This window comes from Streptomyces tubercidicus (genome assembly GCF_027497495.1).
Lineage (GTDB): Bacteria > Actinomycetota > Actinomycetes > Streptomycetales > Streptomycetaceae > Streptomyces > Streptomyces tubercidicus.
This window is the reverse complement of sequence record NZ_CP114205.1, coordinates 5,894,090-5,917,102: the sequence shown is the minus strand read 5'-3', so window position 1 is coordinate 5,917,102 and position 23,013 is coordinate 5,894,090. Positions and strand designations below refer to the sequence as shown.

Annotated in this window: 17 protein-coding genes; 6 read left to right on the top strand and 11 right to left on the bottom strand. The window is 71.7% G+C overall.

The genetic code is table 11. The features are described from left to right. Window positions 1-27: 27 nt before the first annotated feature. Complete coding sequence (gene glnA / locus STRTU_RS25770) at window positions 28-1,389, bottom strand: type I glutamate--ammonia ligase (protein WP_159746413.1); 1,362 nt, start codon at window positions 1,387-1,389, stop codon at window positions 28-30. Window positions 1,390-2,020: 631 nt separating this feature from the next. Between glnA and STRTU_RS25765 the strand changes: the two genes are divergently transcribed. Next, on the top strand, window positions 2,021-3,664 hold the full coding sequence (locus STRTU_RS25765) for a multicopper oxidase family protein (RefSeq protein ID WP_159746412.1): 1,644 nt from the start codon (window positions 2,021-2,023) through the stop codon (window positions 3,662-3,664). Between the two features lie 123 nt (window positions 3,665-3,787). Further along, window positions 3,788-5,542, top strand: a complete 1,755-nt coding sequence (locus STRTU_RS25760; protein ID WP_159746411.1) for an NAD+ synthase — start codon at window positions 3,788-3,790, stop codon at window positions 5,540-5,542. Between the two features lie 89 nt (window positions 5,543-5,631). On the opposite strand, the gene STRTU_RS25755 is transcribed toward STRTU_RS25760, so the two are convergent. From STRTU_RS25755 to STRTU_RS25740, 4 genes are all read right to left on the bottom strand, one after another. Beyond that, on the bottom strand, window positions 5,632-6,933 hold the full coding sequence (locus STRTU_RS25755; RefSeq protein WP_159746410.1) for an MFS transporter: 1,302 nt from the start codon (window positions 6,931-6,933) through the stop codon (window positions 5,632-5,634). Between the two features lie 186 nt (window positions 6,934-7,119). Beyond that, complete coding sequence (locus STRTU_RS25750; protein WP_389852367.1) at window positions 7,120-8,124, bottom strand: endonuclease/exonuclease/phosphatase family protein; 1,005 nt, start codon at window positions 8,122-8,124, stop codon at window positions 7,120-7,122. Between the two features lie 314 nt (window positions 8,125-8,438). Further along, window positions 8,439-9,092, bottom strand: a complete 654-nt coding sequence (locus tag STRTU_RS25745; RefSeq protein ID WP_159746408.1) for a TetR/AcrR family transcriptional regulator — start codon at window positions 9,090-9,092, stop codon at window positions 8,439-8,441. Beyond that, window positions 9,089-10,708 carry an MFS transporter gene (locus STRTU_RS25740; RefSeq protein ID WP_159746407.1) on the bottom strand — a complete coding sequence of 540 codons (1,620 nt, stop codon included), beginning with the start codon at window positions 10,706-10,708 and terminating at the stop codon, window positions 9,089-9,091. Before STRTU_RS25740 ends, STRTU_RS25745 begins: the two co-directional genes overlap by 4 nt. Before the next feature lie 191 nt (window positions 10,709-10,899). Here STRTU_RS25740 and panB point away from each other — a divergent pair, with 191 nt between their 5' ends. From panB to STRTU_RS25725, 3 genes are all read left to right on the top strand, one after another. Beyond that, window positions 10,900-11,760 (top strand): 3-methyl-2-oxobutanoate hydroxymethyltransferase, encoded by an 861-nt coding sequence (panB, locus tag STRTU_RS25735; RefSeq protein ID WP_159746406.1) that lies wholly within the window; start codon window positions 10,900-10,902, stop codon window positions 11,758-11,760. A 128-nt stretch (window positions 11,761-11,888) separates the two neighbouring features. Further along, window positions 11,889-12,917, top strand: coding sequence for an ATP-binding cassette domain-containing protein (locus STRTU_RS25730; RefSeq protein WP_159746405.1), 1,029 nt, complete (start codon window positions 11,889-11,891; stop codon window positions 12,915-12,917). Continuing rightward, window positions 12,914-13,744, top strand: a complete 831-nt coding sequence (locus STRTU_RS25725) for an ABC transporter permease (RefSeq protein ID WP_159746404.1) — start codon at window positions 12,914-12,916, stop codon at window positions 13,742-13,744. The genes STRTU_RS25730 and STRTU_RS25725 overlap by 4 nt, the downstream gene beginning before the upstream one ends. 52 nt (window positions 13,745-13,796) lie before the next feature. Here the strand turns inward: STRTU_RS25725 and STRTU_RS25720 are convergent, their stop codons facing one another. After that, window positions 13,797-17,234: an AfsR/SARP family transcriptional regulator gene (locus STRTU_RS25720; protein ID WP_159746403.1), complete on the bottom strand. Its 3,438-nt coding sequence runs from the start codon at window positions 17,232-17,234 to the stop codon at window positions 13,797-13,799. Between the two features lie 170 nt (window positions 17,235-17,404). Here STRTU_RS25720 and STRTU_RS25715 point away from each other — a divergent pair, with 170 nt between their 5' ends. After that, a complete protein-coding gene (locus STRTU_RS25715; RefSeq protein ID WP_159746402.1) occupies window positions 17,405-18,211 on the top strand; it encodes a site-2 protease family protein in 807 nt (268 codons plus the stop codon). A gap of 168 nt (window positions 18,212-18,379) precedes the next feature. Here the strand turns inward: STRTU_RS25715 and STRTU_RS25710 are convergent, their stop codons facing one another. The 5 genes from STRTU_RS25710 to STRTU_RS25690 form a co-directional block, all read right to left on the bottom strand. Beyond that, entirely contained in the window at window positions 18,380-18,589 is a 210-nt protein-coding gene (locus tag STRTU_RS25710; RefSeq protein WP_159746401.1) for a hypothetical protein, read from the bottom strand. A gap of 211 nt (window positions 18,590-18,800) precedes the next feature. Next, the gene (npdG, locus tag STRTU_RS25705; RefSeq protein WP_159746400.1) at window positions 18,801-19,532 is read right to left on the bottom strand and encodes an NADPH-dependent F420 reductase; all 732 of its coding nucleotides are present in this window, start codon (window positions 19,530-19,532) and stop codon (window positions 18,801-18,803) included. A 109-nt stretch (window positions 19,533-19,641) separates the two neighbouring features. After that, window positions 19,642-20,490, bottom strand: a complete 849-nt coding sequence (locus STRTU_RS25700) for a carbohydrate ABC transporter permease (RefSeq protein ID WP_159746399.1) — start codon at window positions 20,488-20,490, stop codon at window positions 19,642-19,644. Then, window positions 20,487-21,473 carry a carbohydrate ABC transporter permease gene (locus STRTU_RS25695; protein WP_159746398.1) on the bottom strand — a complete coding sequence of 329 codons (987 nt, stop codon included), beginning with the start codon at window positions 21,471-21,473 and terminating at the stop codon, window positions 20,487-20,489. The genes STRTU_RS25700 and STRTU_RS25695 overlap by 4 nt, the downstream gene beginning before the upstream one ends. Then, window positions 21,470-22,819: an ABC transporter substrate-binding protein gene (locus STRTU_RS25690; RefSeq protein WP_159746397.1), complete on the bottom strand. Its 1,350-nt coding sequence runs from the start codon at window positions 22,817-22,819 to the stop codon at window positions 21,470-21,472. Before STRTU_RS25690 ends, STRTU_RS25695 begins: the two co-directional genes overlap by 4 nt. Window positions 22,820-23,013 lie beyond the last annotated feature (194 nt).

The window sequence follows — 23,013 nt, the reverse complement described above, 5'->3', positions numbered from 1 at the left end:
GGTGCAGCCTCTCGGTGGCGCGGTGGCTCAGAGCACGGGCAGCATCTTGCGCAGCTCGAAGGCGGTGACCTCGGAGCGGTACTCCTCCCACTCCTGCTTCTTGTTGCGGAGGAAGAAGTCGAAGACGTGCTCGCCGAGGGTCTCGGCGACCAGTTCGCTGCGCTCCATCAGCTCGATGGCCTCGCCGAGGTTCTGCGGCAGCGGCTCGATGCCCATCGCCCGGCGCTCGGAGTCGGACAGCGCCCAGACGTCGTCATCGGCGCCGGCCGGGAGCTCGTAGCCCTCCTCGATGCCCTTGAGACCGGCCGCGAGCAGCACGGCGTAGGTCAGATAGGGGTTGGCGCCGGAGTCGATGGAGCGGACCTCGACCCGTGTGGAGCCCATCTTGCCGGGCTTGTACATGGGCACGCGGATCAGCGCGGAGCGGTTGTTGTGGCCCCAGCAGATGTAGGAGGGGGCCTCGCCACCGGCGCCCGCGGTGCGGTTGGTGCCGCCCCAGATGCGCTTGTAGGAGTTGACCCACTGGTTGGTGACGGCGGAGATCTCCCCGGCGTGCCGCAGCAGTCCGGCGATGAACGAGCGGCCGACCTTGGAGAGTTGGTACTCCGAGCCGGACTCGTGGAAGGCGTTGCGGTCGCCCTCGAAGAGTGAGAGGTGGGTGTGCATGCCCGAGCCCGGGTACTCCGAGAACGGCTTGGGCATGAAGGTGGCCTGCACGCCCTGCTCCAGCGCGACCTGCTTCATGACCAGCCGGAAGGTCATGATGTTGTCGGCGGTCGAGAGAGCGTCGGCGTAGCGCAGATCGATCTCCTGCTGGCCGGGGGCGCCCTCGTGGTGGCTGAACTCCACCGAGATGCCCATCGACTCCAGCATCGTGATCGCCTGGCGGCGGAAGTCCATGCCGACGTTCTGCGGGGTGTGGTCGAAGTAGCCGGAGGAGTCGCCGGGGGTCGGCCGCTGGCCGTCCACGGGCTTGTCCTTGAGCAGGAAGAACTCGATCTCGGGGTGGGTGTAGAAGGTGAACCCGAGGTCGGAGGTCTTGGCCAGGATGCGCTTGAGGACATAGCGCGGGTCGGCGTAGGAGGGGGAGCCGTCCGGCATCAGGATGTCGCAGAACATCCGGGCGGTGCCGGGGGCCTCGGCGCGCCAGGGCAGGATCTGGAAGGTGCCGGGATCAGGCTTGGCGATCATGTCGGATTCGTACACCCGCGCGAATCCCTCGATGGCCGAGCCGTCGAAGCCGATGCCCTCGTCGAAGGCCTGCTCCAGCTCCGCGGGGGCCACCGCCACGGACTTCAGGAACCCGAGCACGTCGGTGAACCACAGCCGTACGAAGCGGATGTCGCGCTCCTCCAGCGTACGGAGCACAAACTCCTGCTGCTTGTCCATGGGTCACCAATCCTTGCAGGTCAATCGGCCCGTCCAGCCACGTGGAACAACGTGCTGTGGCACCAGTATCACGTGAGGGGGTTACCGTCACATTACGCACCCTTGGCCTGAACCAGAACCGCCGTCCCGTAACCCTCACCTCGCATCTTTCCCGCCGCGCGCGTCCTCAGCGCGGCCGGGGGCGGCAATCGGGGGTGCTTGGGGCAGTCTTGGGCGGTCCCTGAGGGCTCATTGACCCGGAATTGAGGGGTCCGTTCCCCGGCCGGGCGGGAACGGATCCGGGTGATCGGGTGGACCCGGCCGCCGGTACGGAACGCCCGGCACGCCCGGGGGCGCGGAGGGGTCAAGAATAGGCGGGGGCGGGCTCCGAGGCGCCGGCCTCCCCGGCGTCCGCCGGTTCGTCGTTCCGTCGAGAGGACTGCGATGCGGGATCAGGGCAAGGCCGTCGCCCGGCGCGTCCGTCCGCTGCGCGGACCGTGGCCGATATCCGCGCCGCCGCGCCCCGGACTCCGCGACCGCCTGTCGGTGCCGCGCGCCTAGCAGCGCGCCGCTGCCGCCGACGCCCCCGGAGCGCGCGGCAGTGCCCCAGGCCCGTATCCCTCCCCTGCGACACCGTCACGAGGTGCTTCTCATGCGTACGCACTCCCGCCGCGCCCTGCTCGGCGCGGGTATCGCCGTCGTCGGCAGCGGCCTGCTGGCCGCCCGCGCCACCGGCGAATTCAGCTCCGGCCCGCACTCCGGCACGGACGGCAGGGACCACGCCCGCGGGCCCCACGAGCCCCACGACCGTCCGTCCGACTACGTGGCCCCGGACGGCCCGGAGGTCGCCGACGCCGAGCGCAAGCGGGGCTCGGGCCCGGTGCGCGAGTTCAGGATGACCCCCACCCCGGCCCGTATCGACCTGGGCGGGCGCACCGTCCACACCTGGGCGTACGACGACGTGCTGCCCGGCAAGGAAATGCGGGTCACCGCGGGCGACACCCTCGCCCTGACCCTCGCCAACCATCTGCCGCAGTCCACCTCCGTGCACTGGCACGGACTGGCGCTGCGCAACGACATGGACGGTGTCCCCACCCTCACCCAGCGGCCGATCATGCCCGGCGTCTCCTTCCCCTACCGGTTCACCGTCACCCACCCCGGTACGTACTGGTTCCACCCGCACTCCCGCGTCCAACAGGACCGCGGGCTGTACGCACCGCTGATCGTCGAGGACCCCAAGGAGCCGCTCTCCTACGACCGGGAGTGGGTCATCGTGCTGGACGACTGGCTCGACGGGGTGGACGGCAGCACCCCGGACGATGTGCTGGCCGAGCTGAACCACGGTATGGGCGGCCACTCCGGTCACGGCCACGGCGGCGGTATGCACAGGGACGAGGGGGAGACCGGAGCGAGCGTCGGGGACCACGGCGCACCCGCGACCGGCGGGAGCAGGCGCGCCGGCGGCCCGTCGCGGGTCCTGACCGGCTCCCGCAGCACGCTGCTGGGCGGCGACGCGGGCGATGTGGACTACCCGTTCCACCTCATCAACGGCCGGCTGGCGGAGGCGCCGGACGTCTGCCGCGCCAAGCCCGGCGACCGCATCCGGATCCGGTTCATCAACGCGGGCGGCGACACCGCCTACCGCGTCGCGCTCGGCGGCCACACCATGACCGTGACGCACGCCGACGGCTTCCCCGTCGAGCACGCCGAGACCGACACGCTGCTGCTCGGCATGGGCGAGCGCTATGACGTGCTGGTCACCGCGAAGGACGGCGTCTTCCCGCTGACCGCGCTCGCCGAGGGCAAGAAGCACTCGGCACAGGCCGTGCTGCGCACCGGCAGCGGCCGGACACCCGGCCGCTCCACCCGGCCCAGGGAGCTGGACGGCAAGCTGCTGTCCGCGTACCGGCTGCGGGCCGCCGAGAGCGCACGGGCCGTGGCCCGCCGCCCCGACCGGACCGTCGAGCTGAATCTCACCGGCTCGATGGCGAAGTTCGACTGGGCGATCAACGGCCGGCAGTACTCACCGCGGGACCGCACCCCGATCCGGGCAGGTGAGCGGGTACGGCTCGCCATCCGCAACCACACCCGGATGTGGCACCCCGTCCACATCCACGGGCACCACTTCGCGCTGCCGGACGGCGGGCCCCGCAAGGACAGCGCGATCGTGCTGCCCGGACGCCGCCTCAATGTCGAATTCGACGCCGACAACCCCGGGCTGTGGATGGTCCATTGCCACAACGTCTATCACTCGGAGTCGGGGATGATGACGGTGCTGGGGTATCTGAAGGGGTGACCTGCGGGGGTGGTGCGGCCGGGTCGGGCCGGTGGGGCCGGACGGTGGCCCGCTACAGGTCCCCGGCCGCCGATCCGCCGCTCCGACCCCCCATTGCGTCAGAAAGACGATTAGACTGGCGGGGTGCCTCACCTTCGCCTCGCCCTCAATCAGATCGATTCCTGTGTCGGCGACCTCGCACGGAACGCGGAGACGATCCTGCACTGGACCCGGCACGCCGCCGGCCAGGGCGCGCACCTCGTCGCGTTCCCCGAGATGGCGCTGACCGGCTACCCCGTCGAGGACCTCGCGCTGCGCCCCTCCTTCGTGGAGGCCAGCCGCGCCGCGCTGCGGACGCTGGCCGGGCGGCTGGCCGAGGAGGGGCTGGGCGGCCTGCCGGTGATCGTCGGCTATCTCGACCGCGGCGCCCAGGCCACCCCGCAGTACGGCCGCCCCGCGGGCGCTCCGCAGAACGCCGCCGCCGTGCTGTACGGGGGCGGGGTCGCGCTGTCCTTCGCCAAGCACCACCTGCCCAACTACGGCGTCTTCGACGAGTTCCGCTACTTCGTCCCCGGCGACACGCTGCCCGTCGTACGGGTGCACGGGGTGGATGTGGCGCTCGCCATCTGCGAGGACCTGTGGCAGGACGGCGGCCGGGTGCCGGCGGCGCGCAGCGCGGGCGCCGGGCTGCTGCTGTCGGTCAACGCCTCACCGTACGAGCGGGACAAGGACGACACCCGGCTGGAGCTGGTCCGCAGGCGGGCCCGGGAGGCCGGCTGCACCACCGCCTATCTGGCGATGATCGGCGGGCAGGACGAGCTGGTCTTCGACGGCGACTCGATCGTGGTCGACAAGGAGGGCGGGGTGATCGCACGGGCCCCGCAGTTCGCGGAGGGCTGTGTGCTGGTCGACCTGGACCTGCCGGCCGCGGCGCCCGCACCGCCCTCGGGGATCCTGGACGACGGGCTGCGCGTCACCCATGTCACCCTCTCCCCCGACCCCCTGCCGTCCTCCCCTCCCGGGCCCCCCGGCGACCGGGCCGAGCGCCTCCCCGACCTGGAGGAGATCTACACCGCGCTGGTCGTCGGCCTGCGCGGCTATGTCACCAAGAACGGCTTCCGCAGTGTGGTGCTGGGCCTCTCCGGCGGGATCGACTCCGCGCTGGTCGCCACCCTGGCCTGTGACGCGCTGGGGCCCGGCCAGGTGCATGCGGTGGCGATGCCGTCCCGCTATTCGTCGGAGCACTCACTGACCGACGCCGCCGAACTCGCCCGCCGTACGGGCCTGTCCTTCCGTACGGTGCCGATCGGCCCGATGTTCGACGCCTACATGGCCGCGCTGCCGCTGACCGGTCTCGCCGAGGAGAATCTCCAGTCGCGCCTGAGGGGCACCACCCTGATGGCCATCTCCAACCAGGAGGGCCACCTGGTCCTGGCCCCCGGCAACAAGTCCGAGCTGGCCTGCGGCTATTCGACCCTCTACGGCGATTCGGTGGGCGGCTACGGCCCCATCAAGGACGTCTACAAATCCGTCGTCTACCAACTGGCCCGCTGGCGCAATCAGGCCGCCGCCGACCGCGGCCAGACCCCGCCGATCCCGGAGCACACCCTCAGCAAGCCCCCGAGCGCCGAGCTCCGCCCCGGCCAGGTCGACACCGACTCGCTCCCCGACTACGCCGTCCTGGACCGCATCCTGGAGCTCTATGTCGACCGCGACCACGGCCGGGAGGAGATCGTCGCCCAGGGCTTCGACGACGGCCTGGTGACGCGGGTGCTGCGGATGGTCGACCACGCCGAGTACAAGCGCCGCCAGTACCCACCCGGCGCCAAGATCTCCGCGAAGGGCTTCGGCAAGGACCGTCGGCTGCCGATCACCAACCACTGGCGGGAAGGGGGCTGAGGGGGCTGAGGGGGCCGAGGGGGCTGAGGGCGCGCCGGTCCGGGTAGCCCGCCGCCCCGGATCGCCCCCGGCCCGGCCGCCGCGCGCCGTCAGCCGATCCGGTCCCCGGTGGGCACCGCCGCGGCACCGGTGGCCGGGTCCGCCACGCCGGTGGCCGGGGCCGTCGCGCCGGTAGCCGGGGCCGTCGCGCCGGTGGCCCGCTCGACGTCCCCCTCGCCACTGCGGGCCACGATCCGGGACGTGTCATGAGCGCCGCGGTCCAGCACACCGGCCACCAGGGCGACGGCCAGACCGAGGGCCGCCAGGACCGCTCCGACCAGCGTCGGGGAGGTCCAGCCCCAGCCGGCCGACAGGGCCAGACCGCCGACCCAGGCGCCGCCGGCGTTGGCCAGGTTGAAGGCGGACTGGTTGGAGGCGGCGGCCAGGGTCGGGGCCTGCTGGGCCTTGTTCATCACCAGCATCTGGAGCGGGGTGGTGGTCAGGAAGCCGACGGCACCGATGACGACGACCGTGACCAGCGCCGCCCACCGCACCTGCGCGGTGAAGTGGAAGGCGGTCAGGACGAGCGCCAGGGCGGCCAGCGAGCCGTACAGGGTCGAGCGCAGGGCCCGGTCGGTGAGCGGGCCCGCGGCCAGCGCGCCGAGGGTCATGCCGATGCCGAAGAGGGCGAGGACCAGCGGGACCGAGCCCGCCGCGAAGCCGGTGACCTCGGTCATCATCGACGCGAGGTAGCTGTAGACGGCGAAGATCCCGGCGAAGCCGAAGACGGTGGTGAGCAGGCCGAGCAGCACCTGGCGGTTGCCGAGCGCCCGCAGTTCGCGGCCCAGGCCGGTGTGCTCCTCGGCCGGCAGCGGGGGGATCAGCCGGGCCAGCGAGGCCATCGCGACCAGACCGATGGCGGCCACGATGAGGAAGGTGGCGCGCCAGCCGAGCTGCTGGCCCAGGAGGGTCGCGGCGGGCACCCCGATGATGTTGGCGATGGTCAGGCCGAGGAACATCGTGGCGACCGCGCGGGCCTGCCGGCCCTCGTGCACCAGCCGGGCCGCGACCACCGCGCCGACGCCGAAGAACGCGCCGTGCGGCAGACCGGCCAGCAGCCGCCCGGCGACCAGCAGCCCGAAGGTGGGGGCCAGGGCGGAGGCGAGGTTGCCGACCGTGAAGACCGCCATCAGCCAGACCAGCATCCGCTTGCGCGGGATACGGGAGCCGAGGGCGGTCAGGAGCGGGGCGCCGATGACGACGCCGAGGGCATAGGCGGAGACGAGGTAGCCGGCGGTGGGCACCGAGGTGCCCAGATCGTCCGCGACATTGGGCAGCAGGCCCATCATCACGAACTCCGTGGTGCCGATACCGAAGGCCGAGATCGCAAGAGCGAGCAGAGCCAAGGGCATGAAAGACCTTTCGGGGGTGTGGCGTGCGGCGGGCACGCGGACAGCGGACCGTAAGCAATAAGTTCTCTTACGGAACAAAGTCTCTCAGGCGCAGTATTCCGGCACGGAAACGGGGCGTGACGAGCCCGCGTCAGATCATTCCCGCCGAGGCGGGCGGGCCCGCCCCGGCCGGCCCGCCGACACCCGTCAGATCTTCAGCGCCGCCGCGACCGGAAGGTGGTCGCTGCCGGTCGCGGGCATCACCCATGCCTTGACCGGGTCGACCCCCTTCATCATGATCTGGTCGATCCGGGCCATCGGGAACGCCGCCGGCCAGCTGAATCCGAAGCCGTCACCCGCGGCGCCCTGGGCCGAGCGCATCTGGGAGGTGACCGGGGCCAGCGAGCGGTCGTTCATGGTGCCGTTGAGATCGCCCAGCAGCACCACCTTCTTCTCCGGGTCGGCGGCGATCGCCTCGCCGAGCGCCGCGGCGCTGCCGTCGCGCTGATTGGCGGTGAAGCCCGCCGCCAACTTGACCCGTACCGACGGCAGATGCGCGACATAGACCGCGACCTTCTGACCGTCCTCGGCGGTGACCGTGGCGCGCAGCGCGCGGGTCCAGCCCATCTTGATGTCCACCGGCTTGGCATCGGACAGCGGGCGCTTGCTCCACAGCCCGACGGTGCCCTGGACCGTGTGGTACGGATACGCCTTCGCCAGCCCGTTCCGGTAGGCGGGCAGCGCCTCACCGGTCAGCTCCTCCAGGGCCACCACATCGCTGTCGGACGCCACGATGTCCCTGGCGGTGGCCGCCGGGTCGGGGTTCTCGGCATTGACGTTATGTGTGGCAACGGTGAGATTGCCGCCGGTGTCCGCCTTGTCGGTGATCTGCCCGCCGAAGAGATTGACCCAGGCGAAGACCGGCAGCACCAGCGCGACCAGCGCGGTCGCCGAGCGGCGCAGCACCGCGAGGACCAGCAGCACCGGGATGCACAGCCCCAGCCACGGCAGGAAGGTCTCCAGCAAACTGCCCAGATTGCCCACGTCGTTGGGGATTCGCGCGTGCAGAAGCATCAGCAGGCCGAGCACCACGGCGAGCACCGCCAGCACGATGCCGCGTCGCCACATCCCCTCGGGACGCCACCAGTTCCGCAGGCGTTCGGCCCGGGAACCGGCCTGCCCGGGGTTGTGCCCCTGTCCCGGCTCCGTCATATATGCCTGCGCCATTTAGCTGACCTCACTACCTTGCTCTGCTGCGCCTCACCTGTGGTCCCCGACCCTAGGCGATGGCCTGTAATGGGCGTTCTTAGAAGTGAGGACGGCGCGGTGACGGGTCGGGGTTCCGGCCCCCGGGGTTGTGACGACCGCTGTGACAGAACGAGCATGATCCAGTCACATGACGGACCCTCGGACGGGTCGCCGGGCGGGTCGGCGTCCATCCTGGAGCACGTCCCCCGAGCCAGTCCAACGGGAGGTCACCGGGCATTCAACCCGGCCCGGAAGCCGGGGAGTTCGGCCCGCCGCGCTCACCGTTCCCGCCCCGGCCGTACGCCCTCCAGAACCGTATCGACGATATCCGCCGGGAGCCCCTCGGGCAGTTCCTTCCACTCGTGGAGCAGCGCACGCGCCAGCATCGGGCCGACGAAGAGATCCGCGAGGGTCTCCAGATCGCGGTCGGCGCGGATCTCGCCGCTCGCCACCCCGCGCCGGAGCACGCCGAGCAGCGCGTCACGGCGGGCCCGTACGACCGTGTCGTGATATTCCGCCCACAGCTCCGGCTGCGCCTGCACATGACTGACGAGGCTGCGCATCAGCGCGGAGCTGCGCTTGGCCAGCCCGCGGCGGCGCAGGAACTCCAGCAGCGCGACCAGATCATCACGTACCGAGAGACCGGCCGGCGGCGGGCTCGGTGCGTCCAGGGACCGCATGACGTCGAGCAGCAGGGCGCTCTTGCCGGACCAGCGGCGGTAGACCGTGGCCTTGCCGACGCCCGCCGCACGGGCGATGCCCTCCATGGACAACTCGCCTATGGAGGCCCCCTCCTCGATCAGGCGCAGCACGGCCTCGACGATGGCGGAGTCGGCCGCGGCGCTGCGCGGCCGGCCGCGGCCCGCGGGGGTGGCCGGTCCCGGCCGCCCCCCGGCTGCCGCACCCTCGGCATCCTCCGCCGCCCGGCTCATCTCTCCACGCCCGCCTTCCGCTCCTCCCGGGGCTCCGCCTCCTGCGGCGCCGGCTCCATTTTGCCCGGCAGGAACAGCGCGCTCACCAGGGCCCCGAGCAGCGCGACGGCGGCCGAGCCGAGCGCGGTGACATGCATGGCGTGGATGAAGGCGTCATCGGCCGCGGCGGCCAGCGGCCGGCCCGCCGGGCCCAGCCGGTCGGCGAGACCGAGGGTCGCTTCGATGGATTCGCCGGCCGCGTGCCGGGCGGCGGGCGGCAGTCCCGGCACCGCGTCCAGCGCGCCCTCGATGCCGTCGCGGTAGCTCGTCGACAGCAGCGAGCCGAGGACGGCGACGCCCAGGGTGCCGCCGACCTGCCGGAAGACGTTGTTGAGCGCCGACCCGGAACCCGCCTTCTCGCGCGGCAGTGACTGCATCACCGCGACGGTGGCCGGCGGCATGATGTGCGCCATACCGGCCCCCTGGAGGAAGAGCAGCGCTTCCATGATCCAGATCGGGGTGTGCTCGGTCAGCAGCAGCAGGCCCAGCATGGTGTCGGCCACCACGAACATGCTGAAGGTGCACACCGCGCGGGAGCCGTAGCGGTCCACGGCGAGCCGGGCCCGCGAGGAGAAGAGCAGCTGGGCGGCGGCCAGCGGCAGGAACAGCAGCCCGGCCTGCAGCGGGCTGTAGCCGCGCACGCTCTGGATGTAGAAGACGGCGAAGAACGAGACGCCCATCAGCGCGAAGAAGACCAGCGCGATGGCGGCGATGGCGGCCGAGAAGGCGGGCACCCGGAAGTAGCTGATGTCGATGGACGGATGGTCGCTGCGCTTCTGGTGCAGCACGAAGACGGTCAGCACCACCAGGCCGCCGACGACCGTGCCGACCACCTGCGGGTCGGTGAAGTCGGCGAGCTGGCCGCCCTTGATGATCCCGTAGACCAGCAGCACCAGCCCGACGACGGACAGCAGCACCCCGAACGGGTCCATCCGGCCCGGGTGCGGATCCCTGGAGTCGGGCACCAGGATCACCATCGCGACCAGCGAGAGCAGCACGATCGGGGCGTTGATCATGAAGACCGAGCCCCACCAGAAGTGGTCCAGCAGCAGTCCGCCGGCGATCGGCCCGACCGCGATGGCGATGCCCACCCCGCCGGCCCAGATACCGATCGCCCGGGGCTGCTCCTCCCGCTCGAAGACGTTCATCAGGATGGCGAGGGTGGCCGGCATGACGAAGGCGCCGCCCAGGCCCATCACGGCACGGAAGATGACCAGCTCGGTGGGCGAGCCGGAGATCCCGGCCAGCACCGACCCGGCACCGAAGACGGCCAGACCGAAGAGCAGCACCTTCTTGCGGCCGATGCGGTCGCCGAGCAGGCCCGCGGTGAACAGCAGACCGGCGAAGACCAGGGTGTAGGAGTTGATCGCCCACTCCAGCTCGCTCTGCGTGGCACCGAGGCCGACCGGGGCCGGGGTGGCGATCGTCTTCATGGCGACGTTGAGGATCGAGTTGTCCAGCACCACGATCAGCAGGCTGAGCATGAGGGTGGACAGGATCGCCCAGCGGCGGCGGTGGATACGGGCCGGAATCTGCGGGCCCGGGGATGCGCCAGGGGCGGTGGGTGAGGTGGCCATGCCGGGCACGCTAGCGCTTTGCGATACGAACCCGTTCCGTATCGGAATGCGCGCCGGGCGCGCCCCCTCCTCCGGGTGAACGGACCGGCCACCCCCGCTCCCTTTTCCTTTGTGCACGGGCCGTGCCAGCATGGAGGGGATTCCGGGGACACCGTCAGGGTGCTTCGAGATGACGAACAGGAGCCGTCACCATGACGCAGCTTTCGCCTGCCCAGAAGCCGGTCGACAAGTCGCTGTACGGAGGAACGGGTTCGCGCCGGGTCACCGTGCGCGATATCGCCGCCGCCAAAGAGCGCGGCGAGAAGTGGCCGATGCTCACCGCCTACGACGCGATGACCGCCTCCGTCTTCGACGAGGCCGGGATCCCCGTCCTGCTCGTCGGCGACTCGATGGGCAACTGCCACCTCGGCTACGAATCCACCGTGCCGGTCACCATGGACGAGATCACGCTGCTGTCCGCGGCGGTCGTCCGGGGCACCAAGCGCGCGCTCGTCGTCGGCGATCTGCCGTTCGGCGCGTACCAGGAAGGGCCGGTGCAGGCGCTGCGCAACGCCACCCGGCTGGTGAAGGAAGCGGGAGTGGGCGCCGTCAAGCTGGAGGGCGGTGAGCGCTCCGCCGGCCAGGTGGAGCTGCTGGTCTCGTCCGGCATTCCGGTGATGGCCCATGTCGGACTGACCCCGCAGTCGGTCAACGCCTACGGCGGCTACCCCGTCCAGGGCCGCGGCGAGGAGGCCGCCCAGCAGCTGCTGCGCGATGCGAAGGCGGTTCAGGACGCCGGTGCGTTCGCGGTCGTCCTGGAGGCCGTACCCGCCGAGCTGGCCGCCGAGGTCACCCGTTCGCTCTACATCCCGACCGTCGGCATCGGTGCGGGCCTCGACTGCGATGCGCAGGTCCTGGTGTGGACCGATATGGCCGGCCTCAACGCCGGCCGCGTGCCCAAGTTCGTCAAGCAGTACCTGGACCTGCGGGCCCTCCTCGGCGGAGCGGCCAAGTCCTTCGCGGAGGACGTCGTCGCAGGGGCCTTCCCGGCGGAGTCCCATACCTTCCACTGAGCGGCTTGCGCCTGCGGCCCACGTTTTCGGCTTTCCCGCCAAAGGCGTGGGCCGCAGGCAAAGCGCAGCGGAACGGCCTGTCGGTCGGCTGTCGGTGCGTTGTCGGCGGCCACTGGCACGGTATGGGCATGACGCGACAGAAGATATCCGCGCGGGGCGGCAACGCCGTGGAGGTGCGCGGGCTGGTCAAGCACTTCGGGGCGGTCAAGGCCGTTGACGGGGTGGACCTGGACGTGCAGGAAGGCACGGTGCTGGGGGTGCTGGGCCCCAACGGTGCCGGGAAGACGACACTGGTGCGGTGCCTGTCCACGCTGCTGGTGCCGGACGCCGGCCGGGCCGTGGTGGCCGGCTTCGATGTGGTGCGGCAGCCCCGCGCGCTGCGCCGGACGATCGGGCTGACCGGGCAGTACGCCTCGGTCGACGAGAAGCTCTCCGGCCGGGAGAACCTCTACATGATCGGGCGGCTGCTCGATCTGTCCCGTAAGGACGCCCGGCGGCGTGCGGACGAGATGCTGGAACGGTTCTCGTTGACCGAGGCGGCCAAGCGGCCCGCCGCCAAGTACTCCGGCGGGATGCGCCGGCGGCTCGATCTGGCCGCCTCGATGATCGGGCAGCCGTCGGTGCTGTTCCTGGACGAGCCGACCACCGGCCTGGACCCCCGTACCCGTAACGAGGTGTGGGAGGAGGTCCAGCGGATGGTGCGGGACGGCGCGACGGTGCTGCTGACGACCCAGTACATGGAAGAGGCCGAGCAGTTGGCGAACGAGCTGACCGTGATCGACCGCGGCCAGGTGATCGCCGAGGGCCGGGTCGACGAGCTGAAGGCCAAGGTCGGCGGGCGGACGCTACAGATACGGCCGTCGGACTCCGGTGAGCTGGGCCGGATGGCGGCCGCCATCGAACAGGCCGGACTGGACGGCATCGCGGGGGCCACCGCTGACCCTGACGGGGGTGTGGTCAACGTACCGATCATCAGCGACGAGCAGCTGACCGAGGTGGTCGGTCTGCTCGGCGGCCAGGGCTTCGCACTCGCCGGGATCAGCACCCATCTGCCCAGCCTGGACGAGGTGTTCCTGGCCATCACCGGCCAGAAGACCTCCGGCGCCGACACCACCGAGGACGACATGGACCAGCGGTACACGGAGGTATCGGCATGAGTGCCGCGACGATGACGGCACCGGTCACCAAGCCCGGCGCCGATGAGGGCCGGATCGGACTGCGCGCCAACCTGCGGCACATCGGCGCCCTGGCACGCCGTAACGCCCTGCAGATCAAGCAGGACCCGGAGTCGATGTTCGATGTCCTGCTGATGCCGATCGTCTTCATCCTGCTGTTCACCTATGTCTTCGGCGGGGCCATCGCCGGCAAGGGCAATCAGCAGGGGTACATCCAGCACCTGGTGCCCGGCATGATGGCGATGATGGGCATGAACATCGCCATGGCGGTGGGCACCGGCGTCAACGAGGACTTCCGCAAGGGCGTGATGGACCGCTTCCGGACGATGCCCATCGCCCGGTCCTCGGTCCTGATAGCCAAGATCGTCGTCGAGCTCGGACGGATGCTGATCGCCATCGCGATCCTGCTCGGCATGGGCTTCCTGATGGGCCTGGAGATCCGGGGCAGCATGCTGGAGTTCGCCGCTGCCATCGCGCTCTGCACGGCCTTCGGCGCGGCCCTGATGTGGATCTTCATCCTGCTGGGGCTCGCTGTGAAGACCCCGCAAGCGGTCCAGGGCATGGCGATGATCGTGATGATGCCGCTGCAGTTCGGCTCGTCGATCTACGCTCCGCCGACGTCGATGCCCGGCTGGCTGCAGAGTTTCACCGAGGTCAATCCGGTCTCGACGCTGGCGGACGCGGCCCGTGCGCTGATGAACGGCCAGGGCGCGGTGGCGCACCCGACGCTGATCACGCTCGGCTGGGCGGTCGCCATCACGGCCGTCGCGATGCCGCTGGCGGTGTCGAAGTTCCGCAAGAAGACCTGACGCGCGTCCCGCGGGGGGCCTCCCCGCGGGACGGCCTTTCGCCCGGCTCGCGTCAGATGAGGGCGGTGGCCTCTCCGAGCGAGAGGCCGCCGCCCTCGGCGTGTGCACGGGCATACGCCGTATCGCCCAGCAGCGCCCGCGCCGCCTCCTCGGCACGGGCCCGGCTCATGCGGACGAGCTGCGGCGGCACCTGGCCGTCGGGCCGCAGTGCGTCGTACGCACCCACCAGCCGCGCCGCGTCCCGGCCCGCCGGCGCACCGCACTCCACGATCAACACCCGTGCACCGGTGAGGAGTTGCACCACCGGAAGGTCCGGCGCGACCATCTGCGCCATGGCGCCCTGCATCAGCGCCAGCGCCTGCCGGAACCGCGTGAGCAGTCCCTCGCGCTGCCCCTCGTCCAGATCCAGCGCGATCAGCGACGCCTGAACCAGCCCGTCGAAGACGTCCGGGGCGCGCGGGCTGAAGACCTCCTGGACCCGCTGCAGTTCCGTCCGCGCCTCCTGGAGCCGGCCGGTGGCCGTCAGGTGCCCGGCGAGGGTCAGCCGTGCGAACGGCTCGGTGTCCCGGCCGCTGTTGCCCTTCGCCACGTCGGCCAGCACCCCGCGCACCATCCGCTCACCGGTCTCCGCCTGCCCGCCCTCGATCAGCACCGCGCCCAGCCGGCAGCGCAGCAGCAGGATCTGGCCGTGCGCCCCCAGGTCCTCGGCGTGCCCCATCGCCGCCCGGTAGTCGGCCGCCGCCGCCTCGTACGCACCGCGCCTCTCGTGGTTCTCGCCGCGCCCCGACAGCGCCTCGGCCGCGCCCCAGGTATCGCCGATCCGGCGGAACAGCCGCAGCGCCTCGTCCGCGTCGCGGGCCGCCTGCGCCAGCTGACCGGGGTGGTCGTTGAAGAACTTGGAGCGCAGTTGCAGGACGTAGGCCAGCTCCCAGTCGTAACCGAGGTCCCGGCAGGCGCGCACCGCGGCGTCGACCAGCTCCGCCAGCTTCTCGAACCGGCCGCTCATCAGCACCGCGTAGTGCCATATCACCCCGGGCACCCGGCAGGTCTGCGGCATACCGGAGCGGTAGGCAGTGAGCATCCCCGCCAGCTGCTCCTTCATCACCGGATCGTGCAGCGCCTCGATATCGCTGTCCATACTGGAGAGCACGACCAGCCGGACCTCGCGGCGGGCCTCCAGCAGCAGCTCGGGAGCCATCGGAGGCGGGCTGTCGATAGGGCGTTCGTGCAGGTCGGGGGCGGGTTCGACGGGTGCGGCAAAGGGGTTGGGGCCGAGTGCGGCGGCCGCGGTCGCCCAGTGCCGGGCGTCGCTGCGGTGGTCCCGCAGCGACCAGAACCACTGGAGGGACAGCACCAGGCACAGCGCCTCGTGCTCGTCCCGCGCGGCGAGGGCGCGGCGCAGCGCGGTCCGCAGATTGTCGTGCTCCAGCTCCAGCCGCTCCATACCGGCGCGCTGGCCCGGCCCGCGCAGCAACGGGTCGGTGGTACGGGCCAGTTCGCGGTAGGCGACGAGATGGCGGCGCTCGGCACCGGCGCGCTCGCCCGCCTCGTCCAGCCGCTCACCGGCGTACTCCCCCACGGTCTCCAGCAGCCGGTAGCGCATCTGCCCGCCCGTACCGGCCGAACCGCCGGCCCCACACCCCTCATTGGCCGGTGCCGCCACCACCAGCGACTTGTCGATCAGCGAGCCGAGCAGCGCGGCCACCTCGCGCCCGTCGACCCCGTCGCCCGCGCACACCTCTTCCGCGGCGGCCAGATCACACCCGCCGGCGAAGACGGACAGCCGCCGCAGCACGGCCCGTTCGGGCTCATCGGTCAGCTCCCAGGACCAGTCCACGACGGCGCGCAGCGTCTGCTGGCGCGGCAGCAGGGTCCGGCTCCCACTGGTCAGCAGCCGGAACCGGTCGTCCAGGCGGTCGGCCAGCTGCCGCGGGGAGAGCAACCGCAGCCGGGCGGCGGCGAGTTCGATGGCGAGCGGCAGCCCGTCCAGCCGACGGCAGATCTCGGTACAGGCCGCCGGGTCGTCCTCGACGCGGAAGCCGGGGCGGGCGGCGGCCCCGCGGTCGGCGAGCAGCCGCAGCGCGACCGGGTCGGGCAGCGGCTCGACCGGCCGCAGCACCTCGCCCGGCACGGCCAGCGGCTCCCGGCTGGTGGCCAGCACCGTCACCCCGGGGCAGTCGGCCAGCAGCCGTTCGGCGAGCTCGGCGGCGGCGCCGATCACATGCTCGCAGTTGTCCAGGACGAGCAGCATCCGGCGGCCCGCGCAGTGCTCGGCGAGCCGGGCGAGCGGGTCCAGGGCCGTGGGGTCGGCGGCGGCGCGCAGCCCGTCCGCGGTGGTGCCGCGGACGACGGTCTCGCGGGCGCCGAGCGCGGTCAGCACCGCCTCGGGCACGGTCTGCGGATCGTCCACCGGCGCCAGCTCGGCCAGCCATACGCCGTGCGGCCAGGCATCCGGCGAGGCGGCCGCGGCGGTCTCGGCCCCCTCCTGCGACAGCCGGGTCTTCCCGGCGCCGCCGGGCCCCAGCAGCGTCACCAGCCGGTGCGCGGCCAGATCGGCACGGATCGCCGCCAGATCGGCGTCCCGCCCGACGAAGGAAGTGAGCCGCGCACGGAGGTTGCCGGGGCGGGTGCGGGGGGCGGCTGCGAAGGGGGCGGGGGCTGCGGGCGGGGAAGCCGCCGGGGGTTCGGGTTCGGCGCCGTTCGGGGCGGGGGCGGGAGCAAGAGCGGTGGCCGGGACGCCAGGGGCCGGGGCCGGGGGCGGGTTCGCCGGCTGGGGTCGTAGCAACTCCGCGTGGAGGGTGCGCAGTTCCGGGCCCGGGTCGGCGCCGAGGCGGTCGGCGAGGCCGATGCGTATCTCCTCGTAGGCCGCCAGCGCCTCCGCCGTACGACCGGCGGCGCGCAGGGCGTGCAGCCGCAGGGCCTGGAGGGGCTCGTCGAGGGGGTGCTCCTCGCACAGCGCGAGGAGGGTGGGCAGCGCCTGGGCGGCCCGCCCGAGGGCGAGATCGGCGGCGAGGCGGCTGCACTGGGCGTCCAGCCTGCGGCGCTCGGCACGCGCCACCTCGACACCCGCGTCCGGGAGGTCGGCGAGGACCGGACCGCGCCAGAGCGCCAGCGCGTCATCGAGCAGGGCGGCCGCTCGGGCCGGATCCGCTTCGGCCAGCGCCCGGCCGCCCTCCGCCGCGAGACGTTCGAAGCGGTGCAGATCGACGGCGTCGGGCCCGGCGCACAGCCGGTAGCCGCCGTCCACCGAGGCGATCTCCGCGCGCCCCAGGGCGCGGCGCAGCCGGCCGACCAGTGCCTGGAGCGCACCGGCCGCGTCGGCGGGCGGGTCCGCGCCCCATATGTCGCCGATCAGCAGCTCCGGGGACAGTGCCCGGCCGGGTCGCAGCGCGAGGGCGGCGAGCAGCGCACGCAGGCGTGCGCCACCGAGGGCGACGGGGGTGCCGTCGGCCCGTCCGGCCTGGGTGGTGCCGAGGATTCCGTAATGCACCGGGCCATTGTCGTGGAAGGCGGCGGCCGGAAGGTATCGCGTTTCGATTTCGGGGCACGGGGACCGGGAGGAGGGGCCGCGGACGGAACGGTTCCGCGGGGGCCGTGCGCCGCGCACCCTGACGCGGTTACGGTCATGGCTGCCCCTCACCGACCCCGGGAGCCCGCACCATGACCACAGCAATCCGGCGCGCCGACCGTCGCGTCAGCCCGGTCTTCCTCGCGATCGCCGCCGTCATGGCGGTGTCGGGATGGGCCGTGTGGAGCGGGGCGCTCGCGGGGTACACGGGCGTCGCGGTGTTCTTCTTCGTGGTGTCCGGCTGGGTCGTCTCGCTGTGTCTGCACGAGTACGCCCATGCCCGTACCGCGCTGCACAGCGGCGATATCTCGGTGGAGGCGAAGGGCTATCTGACCCTGAACCCGCTGAAGTACACCCATGCGCTGCTGAGCATCGTGCTGCCGGTGATCTTCGTGATCATGGGTGGGATCGGACTGCCGGGCGGTGCGGTGTTCATCGAGCGCGGCCGGATCCGGGGGCGCTGGCGGCACAGCCTGATCTCGGCGGCCGGACCGCTGACGAACATCCTGTTCGCGGCGGTGTGCACGGCACCGTTCTGGCTGCACGGCCTGTCGGGCGTACCGGCCACATTCCGCTACGCGCTGGCCTTCCTGGCTCTGCTCCAGGTGACCGCGGCGATCCTGAACTTCCTGCCGGTGCCGGGCCTGGACGGCTACGGCGTGCTCGAACCGTGGCTGTCGCGGAAGCTGCGGCGGCAGGTGGAACCGTTCGCGCCGTTCGGCCTGCTGGCGGTCTTCGCCGTCCTGTGGGTTCCGGAGATCAACCAGGTGTTCTTCGACGCGGTCGATGCGATCCTGCGCGGTCTGGGCGTCTCCGGGCTGGAGACCGGCCTCGGGCAGGAATACTTCCGCTTCTGGCAGGGCGAGCCGCAGCTGCCGCGGGTGGGTGGGGTGTTCTGAGGGGGCGGCCCCTCTGATCCGAAGGGGCGGCCCCTCTGATTCGAAGGGGCGGCCCCTCTGATCTGACGGCCCGGTGTCAGTCCCGACGGCTCGGCGGCGTCGGTCCCGACAGCTCGGCGGCGTCGGTCCCGACAGCTCGGCGGCGTCAGTCCCGACAGCCCGGCGGCGTCAGCCCGCCGCCCCGGCCCGCTGCGTCTTCGCCTTGCGCACGTAGAACCACGCCATGTTGCTGGAGATGCCCGCCATCAGGATCCAGACGACGCCGACGAAGCTGCCCTCCACGAAGGCGACAACGGCCGCGGCGACGGAGAGGACGCACACGACGAGGGCCATCAGGGCGAGGCGCCGGGCCGGGCCGGGCGGGGGCAAGAGGGACATGGGGGCGGCTCCTGTCGGGAGTGGTCGGACCTCCCCAGTGTCCCCCATGCCCGCGCTTCCCCCGCCCCCTCCCCCTCCTCCCCCTTCGGGGGAGGGGGCGGGGGTGGGTTCGGGGGTGGGGGGAGGAGCCGAGCCCGATGTGAGCCCAGGGCTACGAGGAAGCCCGCCGCCCGAGCCCTCTCCCCGCCCGCCTCAGCCTCCGCCCAGGGCCTCAGACGTCCGTAACCCGCAGCCCCGCATGCGCCTTGTAGCGGCGGTTGACCGAGATCAGGTTGGCGACGAGCGACTCGACCTGGTGGGCATTGCGCAGCCGCCCGGCGAAGACGCCGCGCATACCGGGAATACGGGCGGCCAGCGCCTGTACGACATCGGTGTCGGCGCGGGACTCGCCCAGCACCATCACATCGGTGTCGATCTGCTCGATCTCCGGGTCCTGCAGCAGCACCGCGGACAGATGATGGAAAGCGGCGGTGACCCGGGCACCGGGCAGCAGGGCCGCGGCCTGCTCGGCGGCACTGCCCTCCTCCGGCTTGAGCGCGTAGGCGCCCTTCTTGTCGAAGCCGAGCGGGTTGACACAGTCGATGACAAGCTTGCCGTCCAGCTCGTCGCGGAGCGCCTGCAGGGTCTTGGCGTGGCCGTCCCAGGGCACGGCGACGATCACGATGTCGCTGCGCCGGGCGCACTCGGCGTTCTCCGCGCCCTCGATGCCCAGGCCGAGCTCGTCGGCGGCGGTCTGCGCGCGCTCGGCGGCCCGGGAGCCGATGATCACCTTCTGGCCGGCCCTGGCCAGCCGGTAGGCCAGGCCGCGGCCCTGGTCGCCGGTGCCACCGAGGACGCCGACCACCAGTCCGGAGACGTCCGGGAGGTCCCAGGGGTCACGCTGGAGGGCGGCCTTCGCACGGGTCGCGGCGTTCGGGGACCGGGAAGCGTCAGGAGTAGTCATGACAGCGATAGTGTCACGCCCCGACGGCGGGCCGGCCATGCCCTCGTCAGCGATCCCGCCCGGCCGACTACCGACACCCGGTCGAGCCACACCCCCGCCACGACGCCCCTCACGCCTTGACGCTGCCCTCCGTCAGCCCCGTACGCCAGTACCGCTGGAGCACCGTCATCAGCACCATCAGCGGCACCACGGACAGGAACGCGCCGCCCACCGTGTACTGGTAGAGCACCGGTTGGCGGTCGGCGTAGCCGGTCCAGGAGGTCAGGCCCAGCTGGATCGGGTAGAGGCCGGAGTCCGAGAGCATCACCAGCGGCAGGAAGTAGTTGTTCCAGATGTGGACGAACTGGAAGAGGAAGACGGTGACCAGCGCGGGGGTCATCAGCCGCAGCCCGAGCCCGCCGAAGATCCGGGCCTCCCCCGCGCCGTCGATCCGGGCCGCCTCCAGCAGCGAGTCGGGCACCGCGGCCGCCGCGTAGATCCGGCACAGATAGACGCCGAACGGGCTGACCACACTGGGGATCAGCACCGCCCAGTAGGTGTTGGACAGTCCCATCGCGCTGAAGAGGAAGTAGAGCGGCAGCGCCAGCGCCGTACCGGGGATCAGCACCCCGGCGAGCACCACGTTGAAGAGCGCCTCCCGGCCGCGGAACGGGAACTTCGCCAGCGCATAGCCGGCCGCCGCGGACAGCAGGGTGGCGCAGACCGCGCCCACCCCGGCGTAGAAGAGGGAGTTGGCGAACCAGCGGGCGTAGATGCCGTGGTCGTACGTGAGCACCTCGGCGAGGTACTCGACGGGGCGCGGATGGTCGGAGAACCAGAAGCCGAAGGTGCCGAAGAGGTCGGCGCTGTTCTTGGTGGCGGAGACGGCCAGCCAGTAGACGGGCACCAGGAAGTAGAGCGCGGCGACGGTCAGCAGTGAGGCGGTGATGATCCGGTGGCGGACCGGGGGCCGGGTCATCCGCGCCCCTTCGCGCGTCCGCCGGTCAGCCGCAGAAAGCCGAAGGACAGGACGCATGCGACCAGTGCGAGCAGCACCGCCTCGGCCGCCGCCGCATGCTGGTTGTTGCCGACGAACGCCTCGCTGTAGGCGTGCAGATTGGGCGTGAAACCGGAGTCGATGGAGGAGGCCAGCGGGCGCAGCACCATGGGCTCGGCGAACAGCTGGAGGGTGCCGATGATGCTGAAGACGCCGGTGAGCACCAGCGCCGGCCGGATCAGCGGGATCTTGATGTGCCGGGCGATCTGCCAGGCGCCGGCCCCGTCGATCCGGGCCGCCTCGTACAACTCCCCCGGTACCGCCTTGAGCTGGGCGATCAGCACGAGCATGTTGTAGCCGGTGAACTGCCAGGTGACGATGTTGGCGATAGACCACAGGACGGTGCCGCGGGCGAGGAAGTCGACGTCCCAGCCCAGGTCGCCGGCGATCTTCACCAGCGGGCTGATGCCCGGTACGTACAGAAAGCCCCACAGGATCGAGGCGATCACGCCGGGCACCCCGTACGGCAGGAAGAAGGCGCTGCGGAAGAAGGGGACGCCGCGGGCGCTCGCGCTCTCCAGCAGCAGCGCCAGTGCGGTGGCCAGCACGATCATCAGCGGGATCTGGACGGCGCCGAAGAGCAGCACCCGGCCGAAGCCGGTCAGGAACCGGTCGTCGGAGAGCGCCTGTGCGTAGTTGGCGAGCCCGGCGAAGACCTCGCGCTGCCGGCCGCCGAGGCCGAGCGGGCCGGTCCGTTCGGTGATGAACAGGCTCTGGTGGAGGGCGTAGCCGATCGGGGCGAGGAAGCAGAGGCCGAAGAGGGCGAAGAAGGGCAGCACGAACACGGCCGCGGTGCGGGCGTTGCGGGCCTCGGTGCGGGAGGCGGGGCGCCGGGGGCCGCGGCCGTTCCGGCGGGCAGGCCGCGAGGTGGCACCCGCCCGCCGGTCCAGGGTGACCCGGCTCACCCGCCGCTCGCCACCTTGAGGCCCTTGCCCTTGAGGTCGGCGAGGGTCTGCCCCTGCACCTTCGTCAGGACCGAGCGGAAGGAACTGCCGTCGGCGAGCGCGTCGGTGAAGGCGTCGCCGAGCCGCTGGTAGAGGGTGTCCACGCCGGGCCCCCACCGCCAGCTGGTGTCGACATGCGCCCCGGCGTCCGCGAAGACCTTGCTGTACGCCTGGCCGCCGAAGAAGTCCTTGTCGACGTCGAGATCGGTGGTGGCGTAGCCCTTCTTGGCGCTGGGGAAGCCATACCCGCCGTCGATCAGCAGCCCGATCGACTCCGGGTCGGTGTTGAGCCAGACGGCGAAGTCCAGGGCGTCCTTGGGGTAGCGGGCCTTGGCGAAGACGGCGGTGGTCGAGCCGCCCCAGTTGGCGTGGGCCTGCTCGCCCGCCTTCCACTGCGGCAGCGGTGCGGCCCGCCACTTCCCCTGGGTACCCGGCGCATTGCCGACCAGCAGGGCGTCGCCCCAACTGGCGCCCACCCAGGCGGGGATGGCGCCGGTCTGCAGATCCTTGTACCAGGCGTTCTGCCGGTCCGGGATGGTCTTGACGAGCTTCTGCCGGACCAGGGACTCCCAGTAGTCGGCGACCCGGCGGGTGGGTTCGTCATCGATGTGCACGGTCCAGGTGTCGCCGTGCGTGCCGTACCACTTGGCGCCGGCCTGCCAGGCGAGGCCGGCGAAGCGGTTGCCGTTGGTGGGCGCGAAGGTCTCGATCCAGGCGCCCTTCTTGCGGACGGCCCTGGCGGCGGTCTCGTACTCGTCCCAGGTCCGCGGGATCGGCACATCCCACTTGTCGAAGAGGTCCTGGCGGAGGAACAGGCCCATCGGCCCGGAGGCCTGCGGGATGGCGTAGACGCTCTTGCCGAAGACGGACTGCTGCCACTGCCAGCCGAAGAACTTGTCCTTGTAACGGGCGGCGCCGAGCGGGGCGAGGTCCAGCAGCCCGTTGTCGAGAAGGAAGCTGGGGACGACCGGGAATTCGATCTGGCCGAGGTCGGGCGGGTTGCCGGCCTTGATGGCGGCGTGCATCTTCGCGTACTGCTGGCCGTTGACGGCCGACACCTTCTCGACCGTGACCTGGACGTCCGGGTTCTTGCGGTTCCACAGGTCGACGGGCTTGTCGATGCCCGGCACCCAGGACCAGAAGGTCAGGCCGATCTTCTGGCCTTTCTCGCGCTCCCGGGGCGCGGTGCCGTCGCCGTTCCCGCCGCCCCCGTCCCCGCTGTCGCCGCAGCCGGTGAGCGCCCAGCCGGCGGCGACGGCGGCCGCCCCGCCCAGGACCGTTCTGCGGTGCACGCTGCGGTTGCTCATATCGGCTCCTCCACGAGGATGCGGATGCGGCGAAAGATGATCGTCGAGCACGCGCTGAAGTCGCCCGCCCCGTGGAGCGGTCGGGTGCCCCCACAGGCGAGGACGTAGGATGTCCCTCGTCCTGCGGCGACCATAGGGAGTGCCCAACTTGCCGTCAAGACGCCGCACATGGGGCATTCCCGTGCCTGACAACG

Coding starts and splice junctions, on each gene's coding strand:
- glnA (WP_159746413.1), bottom strand. CDS start 1,389: ATGGACAAGCAGCAGGAGTTTGTGCTCCGTACGCTGGAGGAGCGCGAC.
- STRTU_RS25765 (WP_159746412.1), top strand. CDS start 2,021: ATGCGTACGCACTCCCGCCGCGCCCTGCTCGGCGCGGGTATCGCCGTC.
- STRTU_RS25755 (WP_159746410.1), bottom strand. CDS start 6,933: ATGCCCTTGGCTCTGCTCGCTCTTGCGATCTCGGCCTTCGGTATCGGC.
- STRTU_RS25750 (WP_389852367.1), bottom strand. CDS start 8,124: ATGACGGAGCCGGGACAGGGGCACAACCCCGGGCAGGCCGGTTCCCGG.
- STRTU_RS25745 (WP_159746408.1), bottom strand. CDS start 9,092: ATGAGCCGGGCGGCGGAGGATGCCGAGGGTGCGGCAGCCGGGGGGCGG.
- STRTU_RS25740 (WP_159746407.1), bottom strand. CDS start 10,708: ATGGCCACCTCACCCACCGCCCCTGGCGCATCCCCGGGCCCGCAGATT.
- panB (WP_159746406.1), top strand. CDS start 10,900: ATGACGCAGCTTTCGCCTGCCCAGAAGCCGGTCGACAAGTCGCTGTAC.
- STRTU_RS25730 (WP_159746405.1), top strand. CDS start 11,889: ATGACGCGACAGAAGATATCCGCGCGGGGCGGCAACGCCGTGGAGGTG.
- STRTU_RS25725 (WP_159746404.1), top strand. CDS start 12,914: ATGAGTGCCGCGACGATGACGGCACCGGTCACCAAGCCCGGCGCCGAT.
- STRTU_RS25715 (WP_159746402.1), top strand. CDS start 17,405: ATGACCACAGCAATCCGGCGCGCCGACCGTCGCGTCAGCCCGGTCTTC.
- STRTU_RS25710 (WP_159746401.1), bottom strand. CDS start 18,589: ATGTCCCTCTTGCCCCCGCCCGGCCCGGCCCGGCGCCTCGCCCTGATG.
- npdG (WP_159746400.1), bottom strand. CDS start 19,532: ATGACTACTCCTGACGCTTCCCGGTCCCCGAACGCCGCGACCCGTGCG.
- STRTU_RS25700 (WP_159746399.1), bottom strand. CDS start 20,490: ATGACCCGGCCCCCGGTCCGCCACCGGATCATCACCGCCTCACTGCTG.
- STRTU_RS25690 (WP_159746397.1), bottom strand. CDS start 22,819: ATGAGCAACCGCAGCGTGCACCGCAGAACGGTCCTGGGCGGGGCGGCC.